This window comes from Lujinxingia vulgaris, assembly GCF_007997005.1.
Taxonomy (GTDB): domain Bacteria; phylum Myxococcota_A; class Bradymonadia; order Bradymonadales; family Bradymonadaceae; genus Lujinxingia.
The window spans coordinates 69,510-90,408 of sequence record NZ_VOSL01000019.1 but is presented as its reverse complement, the minus strand read 5'-3'; the positions used below and the strand labels follow the sequence as shown (position 1 = coordinate 90,408).

The window sequence follows — 20,899 nt, the reverse complement described above, 5'->3', positions numbered from 1 at the left end:
CGCGCTCCGGCGCTTGACACAACAAAGCGCGCGATTAAAGCGATGCCCCCCAAAAGCGTGATCCCCCCTGTTTTCAACACGATGCCAGCGCCGAGCTTCAGTCGCAGTTCTCGGCAAGGTTGCCGTTGGAGGCAAACTCCCCCTCCCAGCCCCCGCTTTCCAGCTGCTCCTGAATCGCGAGCACCTGACAGTGGGAAAGCTGCGGGTTGGAGCCGATCGAGACATTGCCCTGCACATTCGCCAGCGAAGCGAGGTTCAGGCCGATGAGCGCGTCGTTGATCCCGATGCTCAGGTTGTTTCCGACCGAGACCAACGCCGGCAGATCCACGGCGGTCATCCCCGGGTTCTGAGTCAACGACAGGTTTTGGCCGACGGCCTGCAAGGCCTCGGACTCCACGACCAGCTCGGCGGTGACCCCGGTAATGCTGAAGATCCCGTGGGCCTGTTGAAGTGCATCGATCTCCAGGGTGTCGAGCAGCGGGGAGGTGGAGATGCTGAAGGTCAGGTTGGAGCTTCCCGACCCCTGGGCGCCCTGCTCCTGAAGCCGGGGCATGGAGAGGATCTCCAGATTCTCATTGCCATAGATCGAGACGCTCTGGCCGATCTGCTCCAGGCTCCCTAGCACGACGCGGTCGACCTGCAACGCGCCGAGCATCAAGGTGCCTCCTACCGTGCGCAGCGACCCCAGGGTGAGGTCGTTAAGCATCGAGAGGTTGAGCAGGGAAAAATCGCCCGTCACCGTCTCCAGAAGGGGCAAACTCACCGAGGTGATCGTGGTGTTGTTGGAGAAAAACACCGCGCCGCCCACCTGCCGAAGTTCTGGAAAATAGAGGGAGCTGGCCTCGGTGTTGGAGATCGTCATGCCCCCGCCGATGCTCTCGAGCACCGGCAGATTAATGGAGCGCAACGCGGCGTTGCCCGAGCCCATAAAGCCCTGTCCGATGCTCGTGAGCGCCGGCATCGAGATCGACTCGGTGGTGGAGAGGCTGTTGATCATCACCGTGCCGCGAACCCGACGCAGGGCGGGAAGTTCAATCGAGCTCACATTGTCGGTGTTGACCTGGAAGGTGAGCCCCCCGGTGATCTCGGTGTAGGGGAGCGCGGCCTGCACATCGGCGGCGTTCTCCAGGATCAGGGAGCCCTCGTAGATCACGTCCTCGTCCGGCTCTTCGGCGTCCGGCTCTTCGGCGTCCGGCTCTTCGGCGTCGGGCTCTTCGGCATCAGGAGCGTCGGTGTCGGGATGCTCTGTATCGGGAGCGTCGGTGTCGGACGCATCGGCATCTGGAGCGTCGGCGTCGGGATCGTCCGAATCATCACGCTCGATGCACACGCCGGCCTGGCAAAACTCGCCAACAAAACAATCGGCCGCCGAGGTGCATTGTTTGTTTTGAATGCAGCCAGCGTTGGCCAGCAGGAGCGCCAGAAGAGCGACAACGCCTCGAAACACAGGGAACTTCGACATGCGCATATCCAGAGTGTGCTCGGGTGCATGAGTCCCTCTCGCGCGGGGGCTCAGCATCCCGGTCTTTGCCAGAAGCGAACCTCTGCAGGCTGACGCACTCCGGCCCAAGAATCAACGCTGCGATGGGAGTTCGCGATGCCCCCCGGGTTATGCCGCGGACTTGAAGTGTGCGCAGGTGCGCTCTAGCCTGTGCGCGTTCTCTGTCAGAAACCGGGGCGTGCCACACATCTCCTATCGCCCACCCACCCTTATGCATGCAGGAGTCGTCCATGCTTAACGCGCTTACCACCCTCTCTCTACTCGCCCAGGCCCAACCGGAGCTCCCCATCGAAGACCTCCTTGGCGGCGGGTTGGCGCTGGTCATCATGCTGATTTCGCTGGCGATCTCGCTGGGTCTGACGCTGGTGATGATCGCGAGCATGTGGAAGATCTTCACCAAGGCCGGCGAGCCGGGCTGGGCGGCGATCGTCCCGGTGTATAACGGCATCGTCCTGGCCAAGATCTGCGGTAAGGAGCCCTGGTGGGGGATTTTGCTCATTGTGCCCTTCGCGAACCTGGTGGCCATGATCATCCTCTCGCTGGCGCTTGCCGAAGCGTTTGGCAAAGACACGGTCTGGGGGCTGGGCCTGATCCTTCTGCCGATCGTTTTTTACCCGATGCTGGCCTTCGGCAACGCGCAGTATCAAGGTCGGCGCGCGATGCCTGCCGGAGCGTACTGAGCGAGAGGTCTTCGCCGCGCTACGAAGCGCTACGCCGGCCACGTTGAACTCCGGGGTGGAGTCCGGTAGATCTTGGCCTCCGATCATCGGTGTCGGCGGTGGACCGCGACGCTTTTAAGGCGTCATCCGGGTCCCCGGGGGTTTTGAGGCCCTGTCGTAGCCTCATCAAAGACGTGGTCGTTATGACATCATCATCGCTCTCCTCGTGGCTGGGGCGCTTGCCGAGGCTTCCGCGCTGGGCGCGCTTAGGGATCATCGCCTCGCTGCATCTGGGCTTTTTTGCGCTGGCCTACCTGCTCGCCTTCCTGATCCGTTTCGATTACGCGATCCCGCCTCAGTATCAGGCGGCGATGTGGACGGGACTTCTGCCCATTCTGGCCACCAAGGCGGTGGTCTTCGGGGCGCTGCGCATGTTCCAGGGGTGGTGGAAGTACGTAAGTCTCTACGACGTGCTCGCTCTGGCGCGCGCGCTTGCGCTGGCCTCGCTGGCGTATCTGGCGCTCAACGTGCTGGTGCTCACGCCTCAAGACTTTCCGCGCTCGATTTACCTGCTTGATTTTGCGCTCTCGCTGATTCTGCTGGGCGGCGCCCGCGGCAGCCTGCGGCTGCTGCGCGAGAAGCTGGCCACCTGGGGCGATGACCGCCCGGCGGTACCCGTGCTCATCGCCGGGGCGGGCGACACCGGCGAGACGCTGGTGCGGGAGATCGCTAAGAATCGCCAGATTGTGTACCAGCCGGTGGGCTTTGTGGACGATGATCCCTACAAGCACGGCCTGCGCATGCACGGGGTGCCGGTGCTCGGTCCGATCGATCTTCTGGCGAAGATCGTCGAAAAACACGGCGTCGAAGAGCTCATCATCGCCATGCCCTCGGCCAGCCGCGACGAGATCCGCCGGGTGGTGGAGCAGGCGCAGCGCGCCGGCGTCAAAACCCGCATCGTGCCGGCCTTTGAGGCGGTGGTCGAAGGCAAGGTCTCGGTCAACGCGCTGCGCGACGTGGCCATCACCGACCTCTTAGGGCGCGCGCCGGTGGAGCTGGACACCTACGCCATCGGCCGCTCGCTGGAGGGAAAACGCGTGCTGGTCACCGGTGCCGGGGGATCGATCGGCTCGGAGATCTGCCGGCAGGTGGCGCGCTTTAACCCCGATCGCCTGATTTTGCTCGACTGCGCCGAGACCCCCCTCTTTTTCATTCATCGCGAGCTCAGTCAGGAGCATGATGACAAGCTCGTCGCGGCCATCGGCAACGTCACCGACGCCGAGCGCATGCGCCAGGTCTTCGAGCAGCACCGCCCGGACGTGGTGTTGCACGCCGCGGCTTATAAGCACGTGCCGCTGATGGAAGCCCACCCGGCGCTGGCCGTGCAGAACAACATCGGCGGCACCGAGATCGTGGCGAACCTGGCCGCCGAGTTTGAGGTCGCGCGTTTTGTGCTCATCTCCACCGACAAGGCCGTCAACCCCACCAGCGTGATGGGGGCGACCAAGCGGGTGGCCGAGCTGCTGGTGCGTCACCTCAACCACACCCGCCCCACCACGCGCTTTAGCGTCGTGCGCTTTGGCAACGTGCTGGGCTCCAACGGCAGCGTGATCCCGATCTTCCGCCAGCAGATCGCCCGCGGCGGCCCGGTCACGGTGACCCACCCGGAGATGACCCGCTACTTCATGACGATCCCCGAGGCCACCCAGCTGGTGTTGCAGGCGGCGACCTTCAAGCAGGGCGATCTTTTCATTCTGGATATGGGCGAGCCGGTTAAGATTGTGGATCTGGCCCGCGATATGATCCGGCTCAGCGGGTTTAGCGAGGCGGAGATCCCCATCGACTTCTGCGGGGTGCGCCCTGGCGAGAAGCTCTTTGAGGAGCTCACCCTCGATCGCGAAGAGGTCGACACCACGGCCCACGCCAAGATCTTTATGGGCAAAGAGCCCGCCGACCTGCTCGTGGAGATGGAGGATACCTTCGACGCGCTGATGAGCGCGGGCCAGGCCGGCGACGATCAGAGCGTGCGCGCGGGGCTCGAAGCGCTGATTCCGACCTACCGGCCGAGCATGCCCTCGTCCAAGGTGATCCGCATCGAGAGCGGGCGGCATAAGGCGCTGAACAAGGTCTGATCGCATATAACATGCGCAGGTTTCAAAACGCCTCAGGGCTCGGCGTCGGCCGACTCGGGGGCGTTTTGCGTTTGAGGGGTCGGGATCGCGTTGGAATCGGCCGCGTGGGGCTCCGTGGCCGAAGGTGTGGCGAGGGACGGCGCCTCGAAGGGGACGCCAGCCAGACGGGCGTAGAGGGCATGGTAGCGCGCCACGATGGCTCCCAGCGAGAAGTTCTCAACGATGCGGCGCCGCGCTTTTTGCCCCAGCTGCCGCCTCGCCACCTCGTCCATCGCCAAAAGCTCGGAGATCCCCTGCGCCAGCTGCACGCTGTCCTGCGGCGGCACCACACGCCCGGCCCCACCCAAAAGCCAGGCCGCATCGCCCACATCGGTGACCGCCATGGGCACCCCGCAGGCCATCGCCTCACCGACCACGTTGGGGAACCCCTCGCTCTTCGAGCTGAGCACCGCCACATCCAGGGCGGCGGTGAGGCGCGGGATGTCGCGACGCTCCCCGAGCAGGATCACCCGCTCGTGGAGATCGAGGGCGCGCAGCTCCTCCATAAACGCGGCGTTATCCTCGGTGAGCCCGCGCCCCACGAGCACCAGGCGAGCCTGGGGATGCTCGGCGGCCACGCGCTTCATGGCGGCGAGGAGGTTGGGATGGTCTTTGATGGGATGCAGGCGCCCCACCATGCCGATGAGTGGCGTCGCGGTGGGAAGCCCCAGCTCGCGGCGCACCTCGCGGTAGTCTTCCTCGGAGGGCCGAAAGGTCGCGGTGTCGAAGCCGTTGGGGATCACCTGGTCGCGCAGCTCACTATACCCCAGCGTGCGGTGCTGGGCGCGGCTGAGCCGGGAGTTGTAGATGATCGCGTCGGCCTGCGGGCTCAAGAGGGCGCCCAGGCGAATGACGGCCTGGGTGCCGCGGCTCTCGTCGGCCAGGTCGTAGATGCAGTGGCGGATGTTCCAGGCAAAAGGTCGGCCCAGACCGGCCATCAGCCCGAGGTTGGCGTGGTACATCCAGGCGTGAATCACATCCGGGTTATGGTGCTCGACCAGCCGGCGCAGTCGAAAGAGGGCGGCCGGAGTGGGGCGGCCGCGACTCAAGTTCAGCGTCTCAACCGGAGCGCCGGCGCTCTCCAGACGCTGGGCCATCGTGCCTCGATCCATCAGGCTGATAACCGTCGATGGAAAACGCGTGCCATCACCTCCCTCGATCAGTTTGGTCAGCATCGCCTCGGCCCCCCCGGTTCCCAGCCCGGTGATGATGTGGCATACCTTGACCGGTCGCCCCGCCGTCGAAGTCGAGGTCGAAGGAGAGCTTGATTGCGTGGCGTCCATGCGCGCTTCCTGCGTGTCGAAAAAAAGGAGCGCGGATAAAAACGCCGCGCCTCGATGTTACTCCCCGCGTCGCCCGATGACGTGGGTCAGCAGCCGCCCCGGAGAACTCGCCAGGATGTTAGAACTAATCCCCAGCTTCGTCACGATCCTCTTCGGGGTGGGAGCCCTGGGGCTTGCGCTCCGAGGGTATGTGCGTCGCGAGCAGGGGCTGATCATCGGCGCGTTCGCGCTGCACCTCTTCGCCGCGCTGGCCCAGGTCTTCATCACGCGCGACTATTACGGCTACGGCGACATGCTCACGTTTTTCCGTCACGGCGGGGTGGTCGCCGACGGCATGCGCGAGGACTTCTGGGCCTTTGCCCCCGACGCGGTCGCGCTGCTCTTTCAGCAGCAGACCGCGCATTTCGGCTGGCTTGATGAGTCCAGCCCGGCCACCGCCACGATGTACGGCATCGGCTCCTGGCTCAATTACCTCACCCAGGGCTCGCTCTACGCGGCGTGCCTGCTGGTGGCGATCGGCTCGTTCTTCGGAAAGCTGGCGATGTTTCGCGCCTTTCGTCCCCTCTTTCCCGAGCGCCTGCACCGGCGGCTGATCGTGGGCATGATGTGGATGCCCTCCACGGTGTTCTGGTCCAGCGGCATCCTCAAAGAGAGCATCGCGATGATCGGGCTGGGGGCGGCCACCTACGGGCTGGTGCGGCTGACCGACCCCTCAAAATCCAGGCTCAATGCGATTATCGTGCTGGGAGTGGGCGCGGTGATCATGGGCCTTGTAAAGACCTACATTCTGGGGCCTTTCGCCATCGCGGCGGGCGCCTGGTACTACTGGCAGCGCGGGCTGCGCTTAAGCGGCGGAAAGGCACTCACGCTGCGCCCCTTTCATTTTGTGGTCGCCATGGCCCTGGCGATGGGGGTGGTGATCGGCATCGGGCAGATCTTCCCGCGCTATGCGCTCGATAACCTGGTCGATGAGGCCAGCCGGCTTCAGGAGGTCGGTCAGCGCGTCACCGGCGACTCCAGCTACGCGCTCTCCGATAGCGCGCCGACCAGCGCCGCCGGACAGCTCGCGATGGCGCCGCTGGCGCTCCTGACCGCGCTGGCGCGCCCCTTTATCTTTGAGGCCAACAACATCATGGCCCTGGTCAGCGCCCTGGAGATGAGCTTTGTGCTGGGGCTCTTGCTCCTGGCGCTCTACCGCCGGGGGGGGCGCGAGAGCTGGCAGGTGATCATGCGCTCGCCACCGCTGATCTTTGCGCTGATCTTCGTGCTGCTCTTTGCGCTGGGTGTGGGGCTGACGACCACCAACATGGGGACGCTCTCGCGCTACCGCATCCCGATGATGCCTTTTTATATGATGCTGCTCTTTGCGCTCTTGCCGGCGCGCGCGCCGCGCCGGCCGGTGCGGCTCAGGCGTCAGCGCCTCAACGCGAGGCCCGAATCACCTCGCCAGGCGCCACATCGCTCATGATGTGCACGCCGTTGGCGATCATCGCGCCCTCGCCAATGGTGACGCCCAGGTAGACGGTGACGCCCATGCCCACCACCGCGCCGGCGCCCACCTTGACGTTACCGGCCAGGATGGCGCCCGGGGTAATATGCGCGTGAGAGCCGATCTCACAGTCGTGGGAGACGACCGCCCCGCTGTTGATGATCGTGTTATCGCCCAGTCGCACCGTGGCGCTGACCACAGCCCCGGCAAAGATCTGGTTGCCCAGGCCCATCGTGACCGACGCCGAGACGCTGGCGTCGGGGTGAATGAGGTTGGGCACATGAAAGCCCGCATCCACGAGCTTCTGGTACAGGCCGCTGCGACGAGCGTTGTCGGTGACGGCGCCGATGCCGAGCGCGGCCAGGCGCACGCCGGCCTGACGCAGGGCGGTGAGCTCGGCGCTGCTTCCCACAATTGGCACGCCCAGCACGTCCATCGGCGGGGTGCGGCCATCGTCGAGCGCGGCCAAAATCTCCCAGTCCGGGCGGCCCTGACGGATCATGTCGATGAGCACCCGGGCGTGGCCGCCCGCGCCGTACATCACCATCTGCTCGGCGTTTTTGCGCACCTTCAGATCCCCCAACCTCACTCGCCGCGCTCCGGCCGCACCTTCGTCGGAAGTTTGCGCGCCTTCTGCCTTCGGCTGACCTAAGAGCGCCCGCACATCGCGCTCGCGCACCACGCCGGTGAGCCCGGCCTCACTCAAATTAAGGCCGTGCGCCTCGGCCAGCTCTTTTGCTTTGCGCGTGGCCCGAAACTCTCCGCTCTCGGCGGCTTTTGCGGCATCTTCAGCCCCGAGCTCATAGGCCTCATCGGCGGTGGCGGTGAGCACGCAGAGCAGCGCGCCGACCTCCACCCGGCTCCCTTCTCTGGCCGGCCACTCGCGCACCACGCCGGCCGCCGGCGCTTCCACATCAAAGGTCGCCTTGGTGGACTCCACCGTGCAGAGCACATCGCCCTTCTGGACCTCATCGCCCACGGCGACCATCACCTCGACCAGCTCCAGCTCATTTTCGTTGGCGTTGAGCAGGGGGACTCGCACAATTTCCATGGGGGTTCCTCGTTCAGTGGTTTCGATCACAGTGATGTATGCCGATCGTGCATGATAATGTCGGTCTTCCCCGCACGTCCCCGAACCCGAGCGCACTCAGGGCGGCGCCTGGCAAGGAGGCAGGGATGAAGCTGTAGCAGCGCTACTGCGAATCCCTGACGACACAGCCAGCGTCGTCCTGATGTGCTCGGCTCACCGACACGCCCTCACCAGATCCGCAACCTGCGGCAAGATCATATCTTCGAGCGATCGGGTATTGGCGATCGGATAATCCCGTGCCGCCACACGCTTCGGCGCGGCCTTTAAGAGCGAAAAACCCTCGGCGCTCACCCGGGAGATCACCTCGGCGCCAAAGCCCGCGCCGGCGGTGCCTTCTTCGCAGACCACGAGCTTGCCGCTGCGTTGGAGCGAGTCGAGGACAGGCTGAAGGTCGAGGGGTTGCAGGCTGGACGGCGCGACGACCTCCACCACGAGCTCCTCGTCAAAGAAGAGGGTCTCGGCGGCCTCCATGGCGATCTCCACCATGCCGCCATAGGCCACCAGCGTGACGTCGGCGTGGTCGAAGGGCTCCCAGCTCACGGTGGTGGTGGGGTAACGATCGGAGCTTGAGCGTGCGTACAGCTCGCCGATGCGACCGCCCTCGGCGCTCAGCTGGCGGCGGGCGTACATCAGCTTGTTTTCGACAAAGACCACCGGGCTAAGATCGTCGAGGAGCGCGGCGCGCAAAAGGGCGCCGGCGTCGTGCAGCACGCTCGGGGCGACCACGTGCAGGCCGGGCATGCCCAGAATATGCTTCTCGACACTCTGGCTGTGGGTGGGCCCGTAGCCGCGGCGCGCGCCCATCGGGGCGCGGATCACCATGGGGACGTGAACCTGGTCGTTGTACATCCAGCGGTACTTGCTGATGTGGTTGAGGAGCTGGTCGGCGGCGAGCATGAGGAAGTCGCCGAACATGATCTCAACGATGGGGCGCATCCCGCGCATCGCCATCCCGGCGGCCACGCCCACAAAGCCCGCCTCGCTGATCGGCGTGGTGAGCACGCGCTCGGGAAAACGCTCCGAGAGCCCGCGGGCCACCTTGAAGGCCCCGCCGTAGGGGTCGAGGAGATCTTCGCCGATGAGCAGCACCCGCTCGTCGGCCTCCATCATCGAGTGCATCGCGCCGTTCAACGATTTGAGCACCGTGGTCGTTGCTGGTGTTGAGCTCATTATGCGTCCTCCCCGGCGTCGGTCGCCGACGCCTCAAAAGCCATGGGCGCCGGGCGCGCCACCCGCTCATCGAGATGGCGCGGGGTGGGGAAGGGCTGCTCCCGACTCCAGCGCACCGCCGCCTCTACCCGCGCTTCAACGCGGGCCTCGATGGCGCGGGCCTCGTCGTCGGTGAGCCAGGCGCGCGCGCCGATCAGGGGCTCGTTTTTGCGAAAGCGCTCGATCTCATCTTCGGGCCGCATATCATCGCTCTTGGAGTGATGGCAGAGGCGGTAGGTGTGAATCACCTCGAAATGCGGGCGCTGCTCGTTGCGCACCTTCGCGATGATCTCGCCAAAATGTCCGTAGAGCGCCTCGGCGTCGGTCGAGTCGATCTCACCGGCGTCGATGCCAAAGGCGCGGCCGCGGGTGACCATATCGCCCGCCAGCTCTCGCTCCACCGGGGTGGACTGCGCCCAACGGTTGTTTTCAACGACGACGAGGAGAGGCACGCTCCAGAGGCTGGCCATATTCAGCGCCTCGTAGAGCACGCCCTGGCCGAGCGTGCCGTCGCCGATAAAAGCCACGGCGATGTTGCCGCTGCCCTTCATCTTCTCGGCCAGGGCCATGCCGGTGACCGTGGGCATGAAGCCGCCCTGGATGCCATTGGTATAAAAGTTCTCAAAGCAGATGTGCTGGCTTCCCCCGCGCCCGCCGACCACGCCGGTGACCCGGCCCATCAGCTCGGCCATCAAAAGCTCGGGGCGGTCACCGTAGACCAGAAAATGACCGTGGCAGCGGTGGTTGCTGAAGATGATATCGCCATCCTGAAGATGGTTGATCACCCCCACCGCGTCGGCCTCCTGACCGATGTAGCAGTGCGTGGTGCCAAAGAGCTCCCCCTCGCCAAAGAGCTCCAGAAGGCGCTCTTCAAAGCGGCGGATGAGCATCATCTGCTCAAAAAGTTTGGTGCGAAGCGGCCGCCCGTCGCGCTCAAAACGCGCGCGGGGGTTGGCGATATCGCCTCGATCTGCTGGCTGACTCATAGACCCTTCTCATCGGGAGTGGGGTGCGTGGGTTCGATGGCCCATCGGCCATGTCGACGTCATCTCTCCGGGGCAGCAACGCGCGCCCGGCGTACCATACATGCATCAAGCGCCAAACATCACCCGGCGATACTGCTTGGCGATGGCCAGATGGTCAAAGGCCCGCGCGCGCGGCCGCACATCGGGGGCATCCTCATCGTCGAGCGCCTCACTCAAAGCGCGGGCCAGCGCCTCGGCGTCGTTGACGGGCACAAGCCTGCCCCAGCGGCCTCCCTCCAGGATCTCGCGCGGGCCGCTGGGGCAGTCGGTGAGCACCATCTTCGCGCCCACCGCCAGCGCCTGCACCGGCGCGGTGGGGAGCCCCTCCCAGCGCGATGACATCACGTATAGATCGGCGCGGGCCATATACGCGTAGGGGTTGTCGACAAAGCCCGGCATCTGCACGACCTCGTCCAACCCGAGTTGTTTGATCAACGCCTCAAGCTCGGCGCGTTTGCCACCTTCGCCCAGGATCAAAAGGCGCGCGGGCCGCGCGTTGATCAGCAGCGCCATCGCGTGAAGCAGGTTGGGGTAATCTTTGGCCTCGGTGAGCCGGCCCACCGCCAGCAGGAGCGGGGTGTCGCGCTGGCCGGGCTCACCTTTTAGCCAGGGGTGCTCCGGCGCGCTCTTCGCGGCCTCCTCGATCGCGTCGATATCCAGCGGGCTATAAATGGTGGCGATCGCCGAGGAGGGCACAATCCCGGCCTCCACCAGCGCCTGTCCAACCCCCTGGGAGACGGCGATCACGCCGTCGGCTCGCCGGTAGCCGACCCGCATCGCCCCGCGAATCAGGCGTCCCTTAGGCCCCAGCCCCACGCTATGCGACACGGTGCTCGCTTCGCGCACCACCACCGAGGTGTCGACCCGCGCCGCATCCCTCGCCAGCGCCGCCACCACGTTGGCATGCGCCAGCGTGCTCAAGAGCCCGTCAGGCCGCTCCCTGCGCAGGTAGCGCGTCAGGGGCACAAATGCCCGCAGCACTCGCCCCACCTGCAAATCGATCAGGCGCACTCCCGCCGGGATCGTGTTGCGATACGCCCCGCCCCCCTGAGCCACGATCAGGTCGACACGATCGCCCCCCCGGGCAAAAGCCCCGGCCAGGGTCAACATCACCCGCTCGGCGCCTCCCCCGCCCAGCGATGGCATAAAAAGCGCGATATGTCGGCTATTCTCACCCATGCTCGTCATTGCACCGACCCCGGCGTTGAAATCCACCATGTGTTGTTTTGGCCTGAACTTCGGCTTCAGAAGAGCGCCACTCATAGCGCATGCCTTTTGGCCTTGCTACCTCACGCATCTTCACACTTCCGCGAGCTCATCCGTGCTACAATCTTTTGATTGCCTCAGCATCATCCCATAGGATGAGGTGGCGAGTTCGGGGCTGGTTTTGTCTCTGTCCCCCCGTGCCCCCTGCGCTTTGTTGTCGTCGAAGTATCGTTTTTAGCTGCCGTTCTCCCCGCCCAGACGAACCCCACGTTATGTCTCACGCCAAATCCCATCGCCACGCGATCGCGATCCTTCTTGCAGCCTTCGGTCTGGCCCTCGGATGCTCCTCAGAGCCTGCGCCGTCTCCCGACACCCTGGTCGACGCAGCGGATGACGCTCACCTCTCAGACGCCGACGCCCGGGAACCCTCGGACGCAGACGCTGACGCGCCCGACGCCGACGCCGAAGTACCCGACGCTGACGCTGAAGTACCCGACGCCGACGCTGACGCGCCCGAGACCGACGCCGGCGACCTCCCGGCACTCATCACCTGCACCGACGACCTCGACTGCACCGAGGGCCATTGCTCCAATGGGGTCTGCGCTCCGGAGGGCTACGAGTACCTCCCGCCGGCCACCTACACCCGCGGCGCCCCGCCCACCGAGCGCGGCTTTCACGAAGACCGCGAAAACGGCCAACACACCGCCGTGCTCACGCGCGGCATCTTTGTCAAAGCCACCCCCGTCACCCAGGGCGAATGGCTGGCGGTGATCGGCGGCTCCAACCCCTCCTACTTTTCCGCCTGCGGCGCCGACTGCCCTGTGGAGCGCGTGAGCTGGTGGGAGGCCCTGGCCTATGCCAACGCTCTCTCGGAGGCCGAAGGCCTCGACGCTTGCTACAACCTGGAAGATTGCGCCGGCCGTGACCTGGGCACGGGATGTCTGGAGTCGGATCGCGACGGTGGCCAGAGCTGCCGCGGCTATTACTGCATGAGCGCTCTGCTGGCGCCGCTCGATCTCGACTGCAACGGCTACCGCCTGCCCACCGAGGCCGAGTGGGAGTACGCTGCGCGCGGAGGCACCTCCACCGCCTTTTTGACCGCATCTGGCGATCTGGCGCACTGGGGCATGACCCCGCTCGACGCCGAGATGGACCAGATCGCCTGGTACCGCGGCAACTCCGACGATCCCGGCTACACCTCCAACTACGACTGCTCCAACGACCCGGAGGTCTCCATCCCCTGCGGCACTCGCCCTGTCGCCCAGAAGGCGCCCAACGCTTTTGGCCTCTATGACATCACCGGCAACGTCTGGGAGATGGTCTGGGACTGGGCTGGCGACCACCCCGAGCCGGGCACCACCGTCACCGACCCCACCGGCCCGGAGACCGGCTCGGCGCGGCGGATGCGCGGCGGCACCTTCGACAGCGTCGGCCAATACCTGCGTGTGGCCTACCGCACCAGCATTGGCGAGACCTCGCGACTGGCCTTTATCGGCTTTCGCCTGGTTCGCACCGTTCCCCCTGCTCAGGACTGATGGATGATCCCTTCGGATCGACGTACCTCACCTCGCACACGGGTTTCGCCCCGCGCGCTGCTCTTCGGCGCGTGTCTGGTACTTGTGGCGCTGACCTCCGGCGCCTGCTCCCCCTCCGAGGCCGGCAACCACCCCTGCGGCGGCCAGGGCTCGGTGGCCGGGGAGCCCGGACAGGGCTGCGGCCCCTGCGGGCTCGATACCCTCGTTTGCTCCGATGACGGCGAGCTGATCTGCGACGGGGAGACCCGCTGTGAGATTGGCGAGTTCTGTGAGTCCGACAATGAGTGCGGCGACTTCACCTGCACCGCCGGGCGCTGCGCTCCGGAGAATATGAGCTTTATACCCGCCGGCGCATTCGAGATGGGCGCCCCCGCAGCCGAGCGCGGCCGCATCGATGGTGAGACTCTGCACGATGTCGCCCTGACCCGCCACTTCCTCATCGACACCACCGAGGTCACCCAGGCCGAGTGGCAAGCGCTGATGGGCTACAACCCCTCCTTCTTTACGTGGTGCGGCGACCCATGCCCGGTGGAAAACATCACCTGGCTTGACGCCCTGGCCTTTGCCAACGCCCGCTCCCGCGACGAGGGGTTGGAGACCTGCTACGACCTCTCCAGCTGCACCGGCCAGCCCGGAAACCGCTTCAGCTGCGAGTTTGACTCCTTAATCATCGACCTGGACTGCACGGGCTACCGTCTGCCCACCGAGGCCGAATGGGAGTACGCGTATCGCGCCGGCACCACCTCCGCTTACTACACCGGCGAGCCCACCTCCGGCCTCTCGTGCGAGCAGCCTGTGCTCGACGACACCGCCCGCTACTGCGGCAACTGCCTGGTTGATCAATCCCCCTCCTACGACTGCTCCAGCGATGGCGACCGCCCGCAAATGCCCGCGGCCTGCGGCCCGGCCCCGGTCGCCTCACTGCAGCCCAACCCCTGGGGCCTCTTCGACATGGCCGGCAACGTCAACGAGCTGGTCTGGGATGCCAGAGGGCCCTACCCCGAGTTTGCCGTCGACCCCACCGGCCCGCCCCCCAACGGTCAGGTCGGCATCCGGGGCTCGAACTTCTGCGGCCATATGGCCCGCCTGCGCGCCGCTGACCGCAAATTCACCACCCCCACTCGCCCCGCCCCGGTCACCGGGCTGCGTCTTGTGCGTACGGTGCGCAAGGCCGACGAGGATGAGTTCTCGCTGGACAGCTTTCGAAACAACGGCTGCGGCGGCCTGGAGCCCATCTCCCCGGCACCGGGCTCGCCCTGCGGCCCCTGCGGCCTGGACACCTACGTCTGCGATGGCACCGACAGCGTAACCTGCAGCGGCTCCACCGACTGCAACATTGGTGAGCGCTGCGAGAGCGACGCCGATTGCGAGGGCTTTGTCTGCAACGCCGGGCGCTGCGCTCCTGAAGACCTGGCATTTGTGCCCGCCGGCGGCTTCACCATGGGCTCTCCTCCTAATGAACTGGGCCGCATCGATGGCGAGGCCCTCCACCCCGTCGCGCTCAGCCGCCACCTGCTGATGCAGACCACCGAGGTGTCCCAGGCAAAATGGCGAGAGCTGATGGACTATAACCCCTCATTCTTCTCCGACTGCGGTGAGAACTGCCCGGTGGAGAGCGTCACCTGGCTTGAGACTCTGGCCTTCGCAAACGCCCTCTCTCGCTCCCAGAACCTCCCGCCCTGCTACGACCTCTCCCAATGCGAGCGCACCCCGGGCGATCGCTTCGATTGCCCTACCGAGAGCATTGAGATCGACCTCGACTGCAAGGGCTACCGGCTGCCCACCGAGGCCGAGTGGGAGTACGCCTACCGCGCCACCACCTCCACCGCCTATTACAACGGCGACCCCACCGACCGCCTTGCCTGCGAGCAGCCTCTGCTCGACGCGATCGCCAATTACTGCGGCAACTGCTCGGTCGATTACAGCCAGACCTTCGACTGCTCCGACGACGGCCAGCGACCCCACCTGCCCACCGACTGCGGCACGCGTCCGGTCGCCAGCTTCGAGCCCAACCCCTGGGGCCTTTTTGATATGTCTGGCAACGTCGATGAGTTCGTCTGGGACGGCCCCGACAGCTACCCGGCCTGGGCCGTTGACCCCACCGGCCCGGAGCCCTCCGGCAGCGTGGGCGTGCGTGGCTCCAACTTCTGCGGCCACCAGGCTCGCCTGCGCGCCGCCGACCGCAAATTCACCTCCTGGAACCGCTCCTTCCCATTCTCCGGTTTTCGCCTGGTGCGCACCTGGCGAAAGGCCACCGAAGAGGAGTTTGATGTCGACACCTTCTGCAACAACGGCTGCGGCGGTTGCATGCCTCTAAATCAACCTCCCGGAACCCCCTGCGGGCCCTGCGGGGTCGACCGTTTTGTCTGTGAGGGCGAAAACGCCACCGTCTGCAACGGCTCGACCACCTGCAACCCCGGGCAGGTCTGCAGCTCCGACAGCGAGTGCGCCAGCTCCAACTGCTCCAACGGCCACTGCGCCCCCCCCGGCTTCACCTACGTGCCCGAGGGCGAGTTTATGATGGGCTCTCCGGCTGGCGAGCCCGCCCGCGAGGCCAGCGAGGCGCAACACCCGGTGACCATCTCGCGCCCCTTCCTCATCCAGTCCACCGAGGTCTCGCAGGCGGAGTGGCGACGCCTCTTTGGCAACAACCCTTCGACCTTCCGCCTCTGCGGTGATAACTGCCCGGTGGAGTCGGTCACCTGGCTTGACGCCCTGGCCTACGCCAACGCTCTCTCCGAGTCTCAGGGGCTTCCCACCTGCTACGACCTCTCCGGGTGCACCGGCGCCCCGGGCGATCGCTTAAGCTGCTCGCTTCAAACCGGCTCCTACGACCCGGACTGCAGAGGCTGGCGCCTGCCCACCGAGGCCGAATGGGAGTATGCCTACCGCGCCGGAACCTCCTCGATGTATTACACCGGGCAGAGCGACACCAACGCCCTCTGCGAGCAGCCCCTGCTCGACGACACCGCCAATTATTGCGGCAACTGCGAGGTTGAATACGAGGGCGCCTACGACTGCAGCGACGACGGCGCCCGCCCCCATATGCTCACCAACTGCGGCCCCAAACCTGTCGGCCAGCGCACCCCCAACCCCTGGGGCATCTTTGACATGGCCGGAAACGTCGCTGAGCTGGTATGGGATGGCTTTGGCCCCTACCCCGAGCAGGCCACCGACCCCACCGGCGCCGCGCACGACGGCACCGCCGCGGTGGTCCGGGGCGCCGGTTTCTGCGGGCATATGGCGCGCCTGCGCGCTGCCGACCGCGGAAACACCCGCTGGATCACCTCGGCCATCGACATGGGCTTTCGCGTGGTGCGCACCCTGGACTGAGCTCTCTTAACCCGACGTACCTCTATGACCCCATCGAACTCGTCGGCCTCCCTGCGCCGCGCGCTGCGCGCGCTTGATGAGGCCGGCATTCCCCACGCCTACTTTAAAGATCCGGCCGGGCTGGGCCAGGCGCTCCAGGGCGGCCCCAAAGACTACGATCTGCTCGTCGCCCCGGCCTCTCGCGCCCGCGCTGAGGCCATCTTGCGCGACGGCGGCCTCAAGCAAGCACACAGCTTCGCGGTGCCGCCTGTGCCCGCCACCTCCGACTGGCTGGGCTTCGACACAGAGACCGGCGCGCTCCACCACCTCCACCTCCACGCCCTTTTGCCCACCGGCAAAGACGCGCTGCGCGACTATGCGCTGCCCTGGGCCGACGCGCTGCTGGAGCACCGCCGCCTTCACCCCGACCACCAGGTCTGGGTGCTCAGCGACGCCCTCAACCTGCTGATTCTGCTGCTGCGCACCTGCGTCGAGCAAAAGTTCGCGCGCCACGACACCTCACCCTGGGCCCCCACCGCCCAGAGCGTTGCGCGTCTGCTGGAGCTTCGCGCGCTCGCCAGCCGAGACGAGGTCCTCACCCTGGCCGGCGCCCTGCTCGGTGAGCCCTTTGCAAGGGGGATGGCCTCCTGGCTCGACCCCAGCCTCTCGGGCACCCCGGCCATCCATGAGCTTATGCGCCTGCGCCCCCTCGTGCTTAACGCCCTCAAGCCCTACCGGCGTTTTCACCCGGCCGGAGCGCAGGCCCGCCGCCGCACCCGCCAGCTCAAACTTTTAGCCGGCGCCGCCGCCCGCAAAACCCCGCTGCCCCTCCCCCCGCGCCGCCGCGGCCTGCGCCTCCCCCACAAGGGCCTGATCATCGCCGTCATCGGCCCCGACGGCGCCGGCAAATCCACCCTCACCGAGGCGCTTAACGCCTGGCTCAGTCAGCTTATCGATACCCGCCAGCTCTACCTGGGCAAAGGCGACCCGGTCAGCGCCGCCTGGCAGAGCCTGGCCCGGGCGAAATGGTGGGCGCTGGAGACCTTCACACATCGTCAACGCCCCCCGGCCCCCGAGGTGCCCGCACCCTCGCCAGGCGGCGAGCTTGATACGCCTGAGCTCCCCGATCTCGACCCCGACCAGGTGCTGCGTTACACCCCGCCCCCGGAGCGCTCTGCAGGCCGACAGCTTATGCGCGACATGGCCTGGGTCTCGCTGGCCGGACGTCATCTTTTCAACACGCGCCGCGCCGCCTTCGCCGCCACCCGCGGCGCCCTGGTCGTGGCCGACCGCTTCCCCTTCCAGGCCAGCCACCTGGCCAGCGGCCCCTCCATCCCTTCCGACCCCGAACAACCTCTGAACCGCCGTGTCTTTGCCCTGGCCGAAGACGCCCTCTTTAAGAGCCTGCAGAACACCCCCCCCGATCTGATCCTGCGCCTCAACATTTCTCCCGAGATCGCCTGGCGTCGAAAACCCGACCACGACATCGTCGACATCGCCTCCAAAGCCCTGGCCCTTCAGTCCATCGACCCCGGCTCGGCCACGCTGATCGACCTCGACGCCACCCTCCCCCCCGAGGTGCTGCTCAACCAGGCAAAAGCCGCCATCTGGGAGGCCCTTTGAGCATCGCTATCGAGTTCATCGGTCTGCCCGGCGCCGGCAAGTCCACCTGCGTGGCGCACGTCATCGAGGCGCTTCGCGCCGAAGGCATCGCGGTGCGCGACCGCCAGGAGGCCCGCGAGCGCATCAGCGCACAGCATCGCCAGACCCCCACCGCCGCCCGCGCGCTGGGTCTGCTCTCGCACCTGGCCTTACGTCCCACCCCCTGGCTCCTCGGGCTGCGCCTCACAACAGCCATGGGACCTCCCCACGCCCTGGGCCTGCGCCGCCTCTACGACTTAAGTCGCAAATCCCATAACACCACGCTCTCCCGCCCCTCCTTAAAACGCGCGTCCGCCGACCCCGCGCTGACGATCTTCGACCAGGACATCGCCCAGGAGATCTGGAGCGTGCTCAACCTGCGCGAGCTCCCCGACACGCGCCCGCTCGACGCGCTCGTGCAGAGCCTGAGCCCCTATCTCCCCGACATCGTCCTCTTTCTCAACCTGCCCCCCGCCGAGGCTCTGCACCGCTCTGAGGAGCGCGCGCGCACCGGCGGACACTCGGTTAACTTCGGCTTGCCATCGCCCCCGACCTCCCACGACTATGACCGCGGTCACCGAAACTTTGAGGCGCTTACCCTCGCCCTCTCACGCTGCGGCGTGCGCTGCGTCACCCTGGACGCTTGCCCCGACCCCGAGATCATCGCCGACCAGGCCCTTGGCCACATTCGCGCCTTTCTCCAAAACAGCCCCGACCCCCGCCCTGCCGATGACGTGTCTATGAAATCCCTCCTGATCCGAAAGCTCCGGCGCGCCTCAAACCAACTCTACCAGCAGCGCGGGCTGGCCCGCTTAAGCGACGCCGCCCGCCGCCTGGCCGCGCGCTTCCCCCTGCAGGTCGACCTCGACGACTTCGACGGCGACCTGCATTTTCGCCTCGATCTCAACGAGCATATGGGAAGCCAGATCTTCTGGCGCGGCTTCTACTCCGGCCCCCAGATCGCGCTCCTTCGCCACCTCCTGGAGCCCGACCACGTCTTTATCGACATCGGCGCCAACCATGGCGAGTTCTCCGTGGTCGCCGCTCGCCAGGTTCCCCGCGGCCGCGTCGTGGCCTTTGAGCCCAACGAGGCCATTCACCGCCGCCTGCGCTTCAACATCGAGTCCAACGGCTTTGAGAACGTCACCCTCTCCACCTCAGGGCTTAGCGATGAGCCCGGCGTGGCGCGCATCTACCAGGCCGCCGAGCGTTTTGACGACGGCACCACCCACTTAGGCCTTGCCACCCTCTACCCCACCGAGCGCCGCGGTCAGGTCGTCCAGGAGATCGAGCTCACCACCCTGGATACCTTTGTTAAAGACGCCGGTCTAAAGCGCGTCGACCTCATCAAGATCGACATCGAGGGCGCCGAGCTCGCCGCGCTTAAAGGCGCCGACGAGGTGCTCACCGGATTTCGCCCCAACATCATCCTGGAGTTGAATCAGGGCACCTGCAAAAGCGCCGGCTACACCATGGATGATCTTCTCGATCTGCTCGCCAGCTACGGCTACACCTTCTTTGAGATCGCCGCCGACGGGCAGACCTTCGCGCTCAAAGCCCTCGATCGCCGGCGCCTCAAATCCTTTCAGAACATCGTCTGTGTGCGCCCGGCGCGCGCGGAGGAGGCGTGAGCGTGACCCGGAGGACCATCGCCAACGCCCGCATCCTGCTCTACATCCCCTCGTTGCGCGGCGGCGGCGCGGAGCGCTCCATGATCAACCTGGCCCGCGGCCTCATCGAGGCCGGCGCCCACGTCGATCTGGTCGTCTCCATGGCCGAGAGCGACTACTCAGCCGAGCTCCCCCCCGAGGTCCGCGTGCACACCATGGGCGTGCGCCGCATCCACAGGGTGATCCCCGCCCTGGCAAAAGCGATCCGCCGCCTTCAGCCCGACCTCATCGTCAGCCGCCCCTACCGCGCAAACCTCCTGATGATGCTCGCAAGCCGGCTGGCCCGAAGCCGCGCCGCCCGCGTCCTCATCGTCGACAACACCACCACGCAAGAGATGGCGCTGGTCGAAGACTCCCCCCGCGGCCGGGTGCGAAACCTGGTCGACCTTAAGCTGATGCGCCGCCTCTACCCCCGCGCCTCCCGGATCATCGTGGTCAGCCGCGGCTCGGCCGACGACCTGATCGCGCTCCTCGATCTGCCCTCCGAGCTCGTCGAGGTGATCTACAACCCGGTGGAGATCGATCACATCACGGCTCAGGCCAACGAAACGATCGATCACCCCTGGCTAAACGACGATCTCCCCCTCTTGATGACCGCCGGACGCCTCGCCAGGCAAAAAGACCACCCCACGCTCATCCGCGCCCTTCACCACCTCAACCAGTCCCGCCAGGCCCGCCTGATGATCTTCGGTCAGGGCCCCGACGAGCGCGCCCTCCAGCGGCTCATCGCCGAGCTGGGCCTTGAAGATCGCGTCGCCCTGATGGGCTTTACCCCCAACCCCTTCCCCTACATGGCCCACGCCGACGCCTTCGTGCTCTCCTCGGCCTGGGAGGGCCTTGGCAATGTGCTCATCGAAGCGATGGCGCTCGGCACCCCCGTCATCTCCACCGACTGCCCCTGCGGCCCGGCCGAGCTCCTTGAGCACGGCCGCCTCGGCCCGCTCGCCCCCGTGGGCGACCCCGAGGCCCTGGCCGACGCCATCGCCGAGGTCCTCGACCACCCCGCCGACCCGGACACTCTGCGCGCCCGCGCCGCCGAGTTTGATCGCCCCGCCATCTTGAAGCGTTACATGACCATCTTCGAGCAAGCACTGTCCCGCTGAACATG

The 20,899-nt window shown here is 66.2% G+C and carries 14 protein-coding genes; 8 read left to right on the top strand and 6 right to left on the bottom strand.

Annotated features, from left to right (window positions below):
• Positions 1 to 97: 97 nt before the first annotated feature.
• Positions 98 to 1,462 (bottom strand): hypothetical protein, encoded by a 1,365-nt coding sequence (locus FRC96_RS04195; RefSeq protein ID WP_146973045.1) that lies wholly within the window; start codon positions 1,460 to 1,462, stop codon positions 98 to 100.
• A 269-nt stretch (positions 1,463 to 1,731) separates the two neighbouring features.
• Here FRC96_RS04195 and FRC96_RS04190 point away from each other — a divergent pair, with 269 nt between their 5' ends.
• Complete coding sequence (locus FRC96_RS04190) at positions 1,732 to 2,181, top strand: DUF5684 domain-containing protein (protein WP_230469863.1); 450 nt, start codon at positions 1,732 to 1,734, stop codon at positions 2,179 to 2,181.
• A gap of 182 nt (positions 2,182 to 2,363) precedes the next feature.
• Positions 2,364 to 4,292: a polysaccharide biosynthesis protein gene (locus FRC96_RS04185; RefSeq protein WP_146973042.1), complete on the top strand. Its 1,929-nt coding sequence runs from the start codon at positions 2,364 to 2,366 to the stop codon at positions 4,290 to 4,292.
• A gap of 32 nt (positions 4,293 to 4,324) precedes the next feature.
• On the opposite strand, the gene FRC96_RS04180 is transcribed toward FRC96_RS04185, so the two are convergent.
• Positions 4,325 to 5,614 (bottom strand): glycosyltransferase family 4 protein, encoded by a 1,290-nt coding sequence (locus FRC96_RS04180; protein ID WP_146973040.1) that lies wholly within the window; start codon positions 5,612 to 5,614, stop codon positions 4,325 to 4,327.
• 115 nt (positions 5,615 to 5,729) lie between these two features.
• Between FRC96_RS04180 and FRC96_RS04175 the strand changes: the two genes are divergently transcribed.
• Entirely contained in the window at positions 5,730 to 7,082 is a 1,353-nt protein-coding gene (locus FRC96_RS04175) for a hypothetical protein (RefSeq protein WP_146973037.1), read from the top strand.
• Here the strand turns inward: FRC96_RS04175 and FRC96_RS04170 are convergent.
• The 4 genes from FRC96_RS04170 to FRC96_RS04155 all read right to left on the bottom strand — a co-directional run bounded on the left by FRC96_RS04170 (position 7,036) and on the right by FRC96_RS04155 (position 11,606).
• On the bottom strand, positions 7,036 to 8,154 hold the full coding sequence (locus tag FRC96_RS04170) for a NeuD/PglB/VioB family sugar acetyltransferase (protein WP_146973034.1): 1,119 nt from the start codon (positions 8,152 to 8,154) through the stop codon (positions 7,036 to 7,038). The two genes, FRC96_RS04175 and FRC96_RS04170, sit on opposite strands and share 47 nt — an antisense overlap.
• A 192-nt stretch (positions 8,155 to 8,346) precedes the next feature.
• Positions 8,347 to 9,363 carry an alpha-ketoacid dehydrogenase subunit beta gene (locus tag FRC96_RS04165; RefSeq protein ID WP_146973031.1) on the bottom strand — a complete coding sequence of 339 codons (1,017 nt, stop codon included), beginning with the start codon at positions 9,361 to 9,363 and terminating at the stop codon, positions 8,347 to 8,349.
• Positions 9,363 to 10,388, bottom strand: a complete 1,026-nt coding sequence (locus FRC96_RS04160) for a thiamine pyrophosphate-dependent dehydrogenase E1 component subunit alpha (RefSeq protein WP_146973028.1) — start codon at positions 10,386 to 10,388, stop codon at positions 9,363 to 9,365. The genes FRC96_RS04165 and FRC96_RS04160 overlap by 1 nt, the downstream gene beginning before the upstream one ends.
• Before the next feature lie 105 nt (positions 10,389 to 10,493).
• Positions 10,494 to 11,606, bottom strand: a complete 1,113-nt coding sequence (locus FRC96_RS04155; protein WP_230469862.1) for a glycosyltransferase — start codon at positions 11,604 to 11,606, stop codon at positions 10,494 to 10,496.
• Between the two features lie 299 nt (positions 11,607 to 11,905).
• Between FRC96_RS04155 and FRC96_RS04150 the strand changes: the two genes are divergently transcribed.
• From FRC96_RS04150 to FRC96_RS04130, 5 genes are read left to right on the top strand one after another with little or no spacing between them, the layout of a single operon-like run.
• Positions 11,906 to 13,168 carry a formylglycine-generating enzyme family protein gene (locus FRC96_RS04150; protein WP_146973026.1) on the top strand — a complete coding sequence of 421 codons (1,263 nt, stop codon included), beginning with the start codon at positions 11,906 to 11,908 and terminating at the stop codon, positions 13,166 to 13,168.
• Between the two features lie 3 nt (positions 13,169 to 13,171).
• A complete protein-coding gene (locus FRC96_RS04145) occupies positions 13,172 to 16,501 on the top strand; it encodes a formylglycine-generating enzyme family protein (protein WP_146973023.1) in 3,330 nt (1,109 codons plus the stop codon).
• Between the two features lie 24 nt (positions 16,502 to 16,525).
• Positions 16,526 to 18,103, top strand: coding sequence for a hypothetical protein (locus FRC96_RS04140; RefSeq protein WP_146973020.1), 1,578 nt, complete (start codon positions 16,526 to 16,528; stop codon positions 18,101 to 18,103).
• Positions 18,100 to 19,752: an FkbM family methyltransferase gene (locus FRC96_RS04135; RefSeq protein ID WP_146973019.1), complete on the top strand. Its 1,653-nt coding sequence runs from the start codon at positions 18,100 to 18,102 to the stop codon at positions 19,750 to 19,752. Before FRC96_RS04140 ends, FRC96_RS04135 begins: the two co-directional genes overlap by 4 nt.
• Positions 19,753 to 19,754: 2 nt before the next feature.
• Positions 19,755 to 20,894 carry a glycosyltransferase gene (locus tag FRC96_RS04130; RefSeq protein WP_146973016.1) on the top strand — a complete coding sequence of 380 codons (1,140 nt, stop codon included), beginning with the start codon at positions 19,755 to 19,757 and terminating at the stop codon, positions 20,892 to 20,894.
• Positions 20,895 to 20,899: the final 5 nt, after the last annotated feature.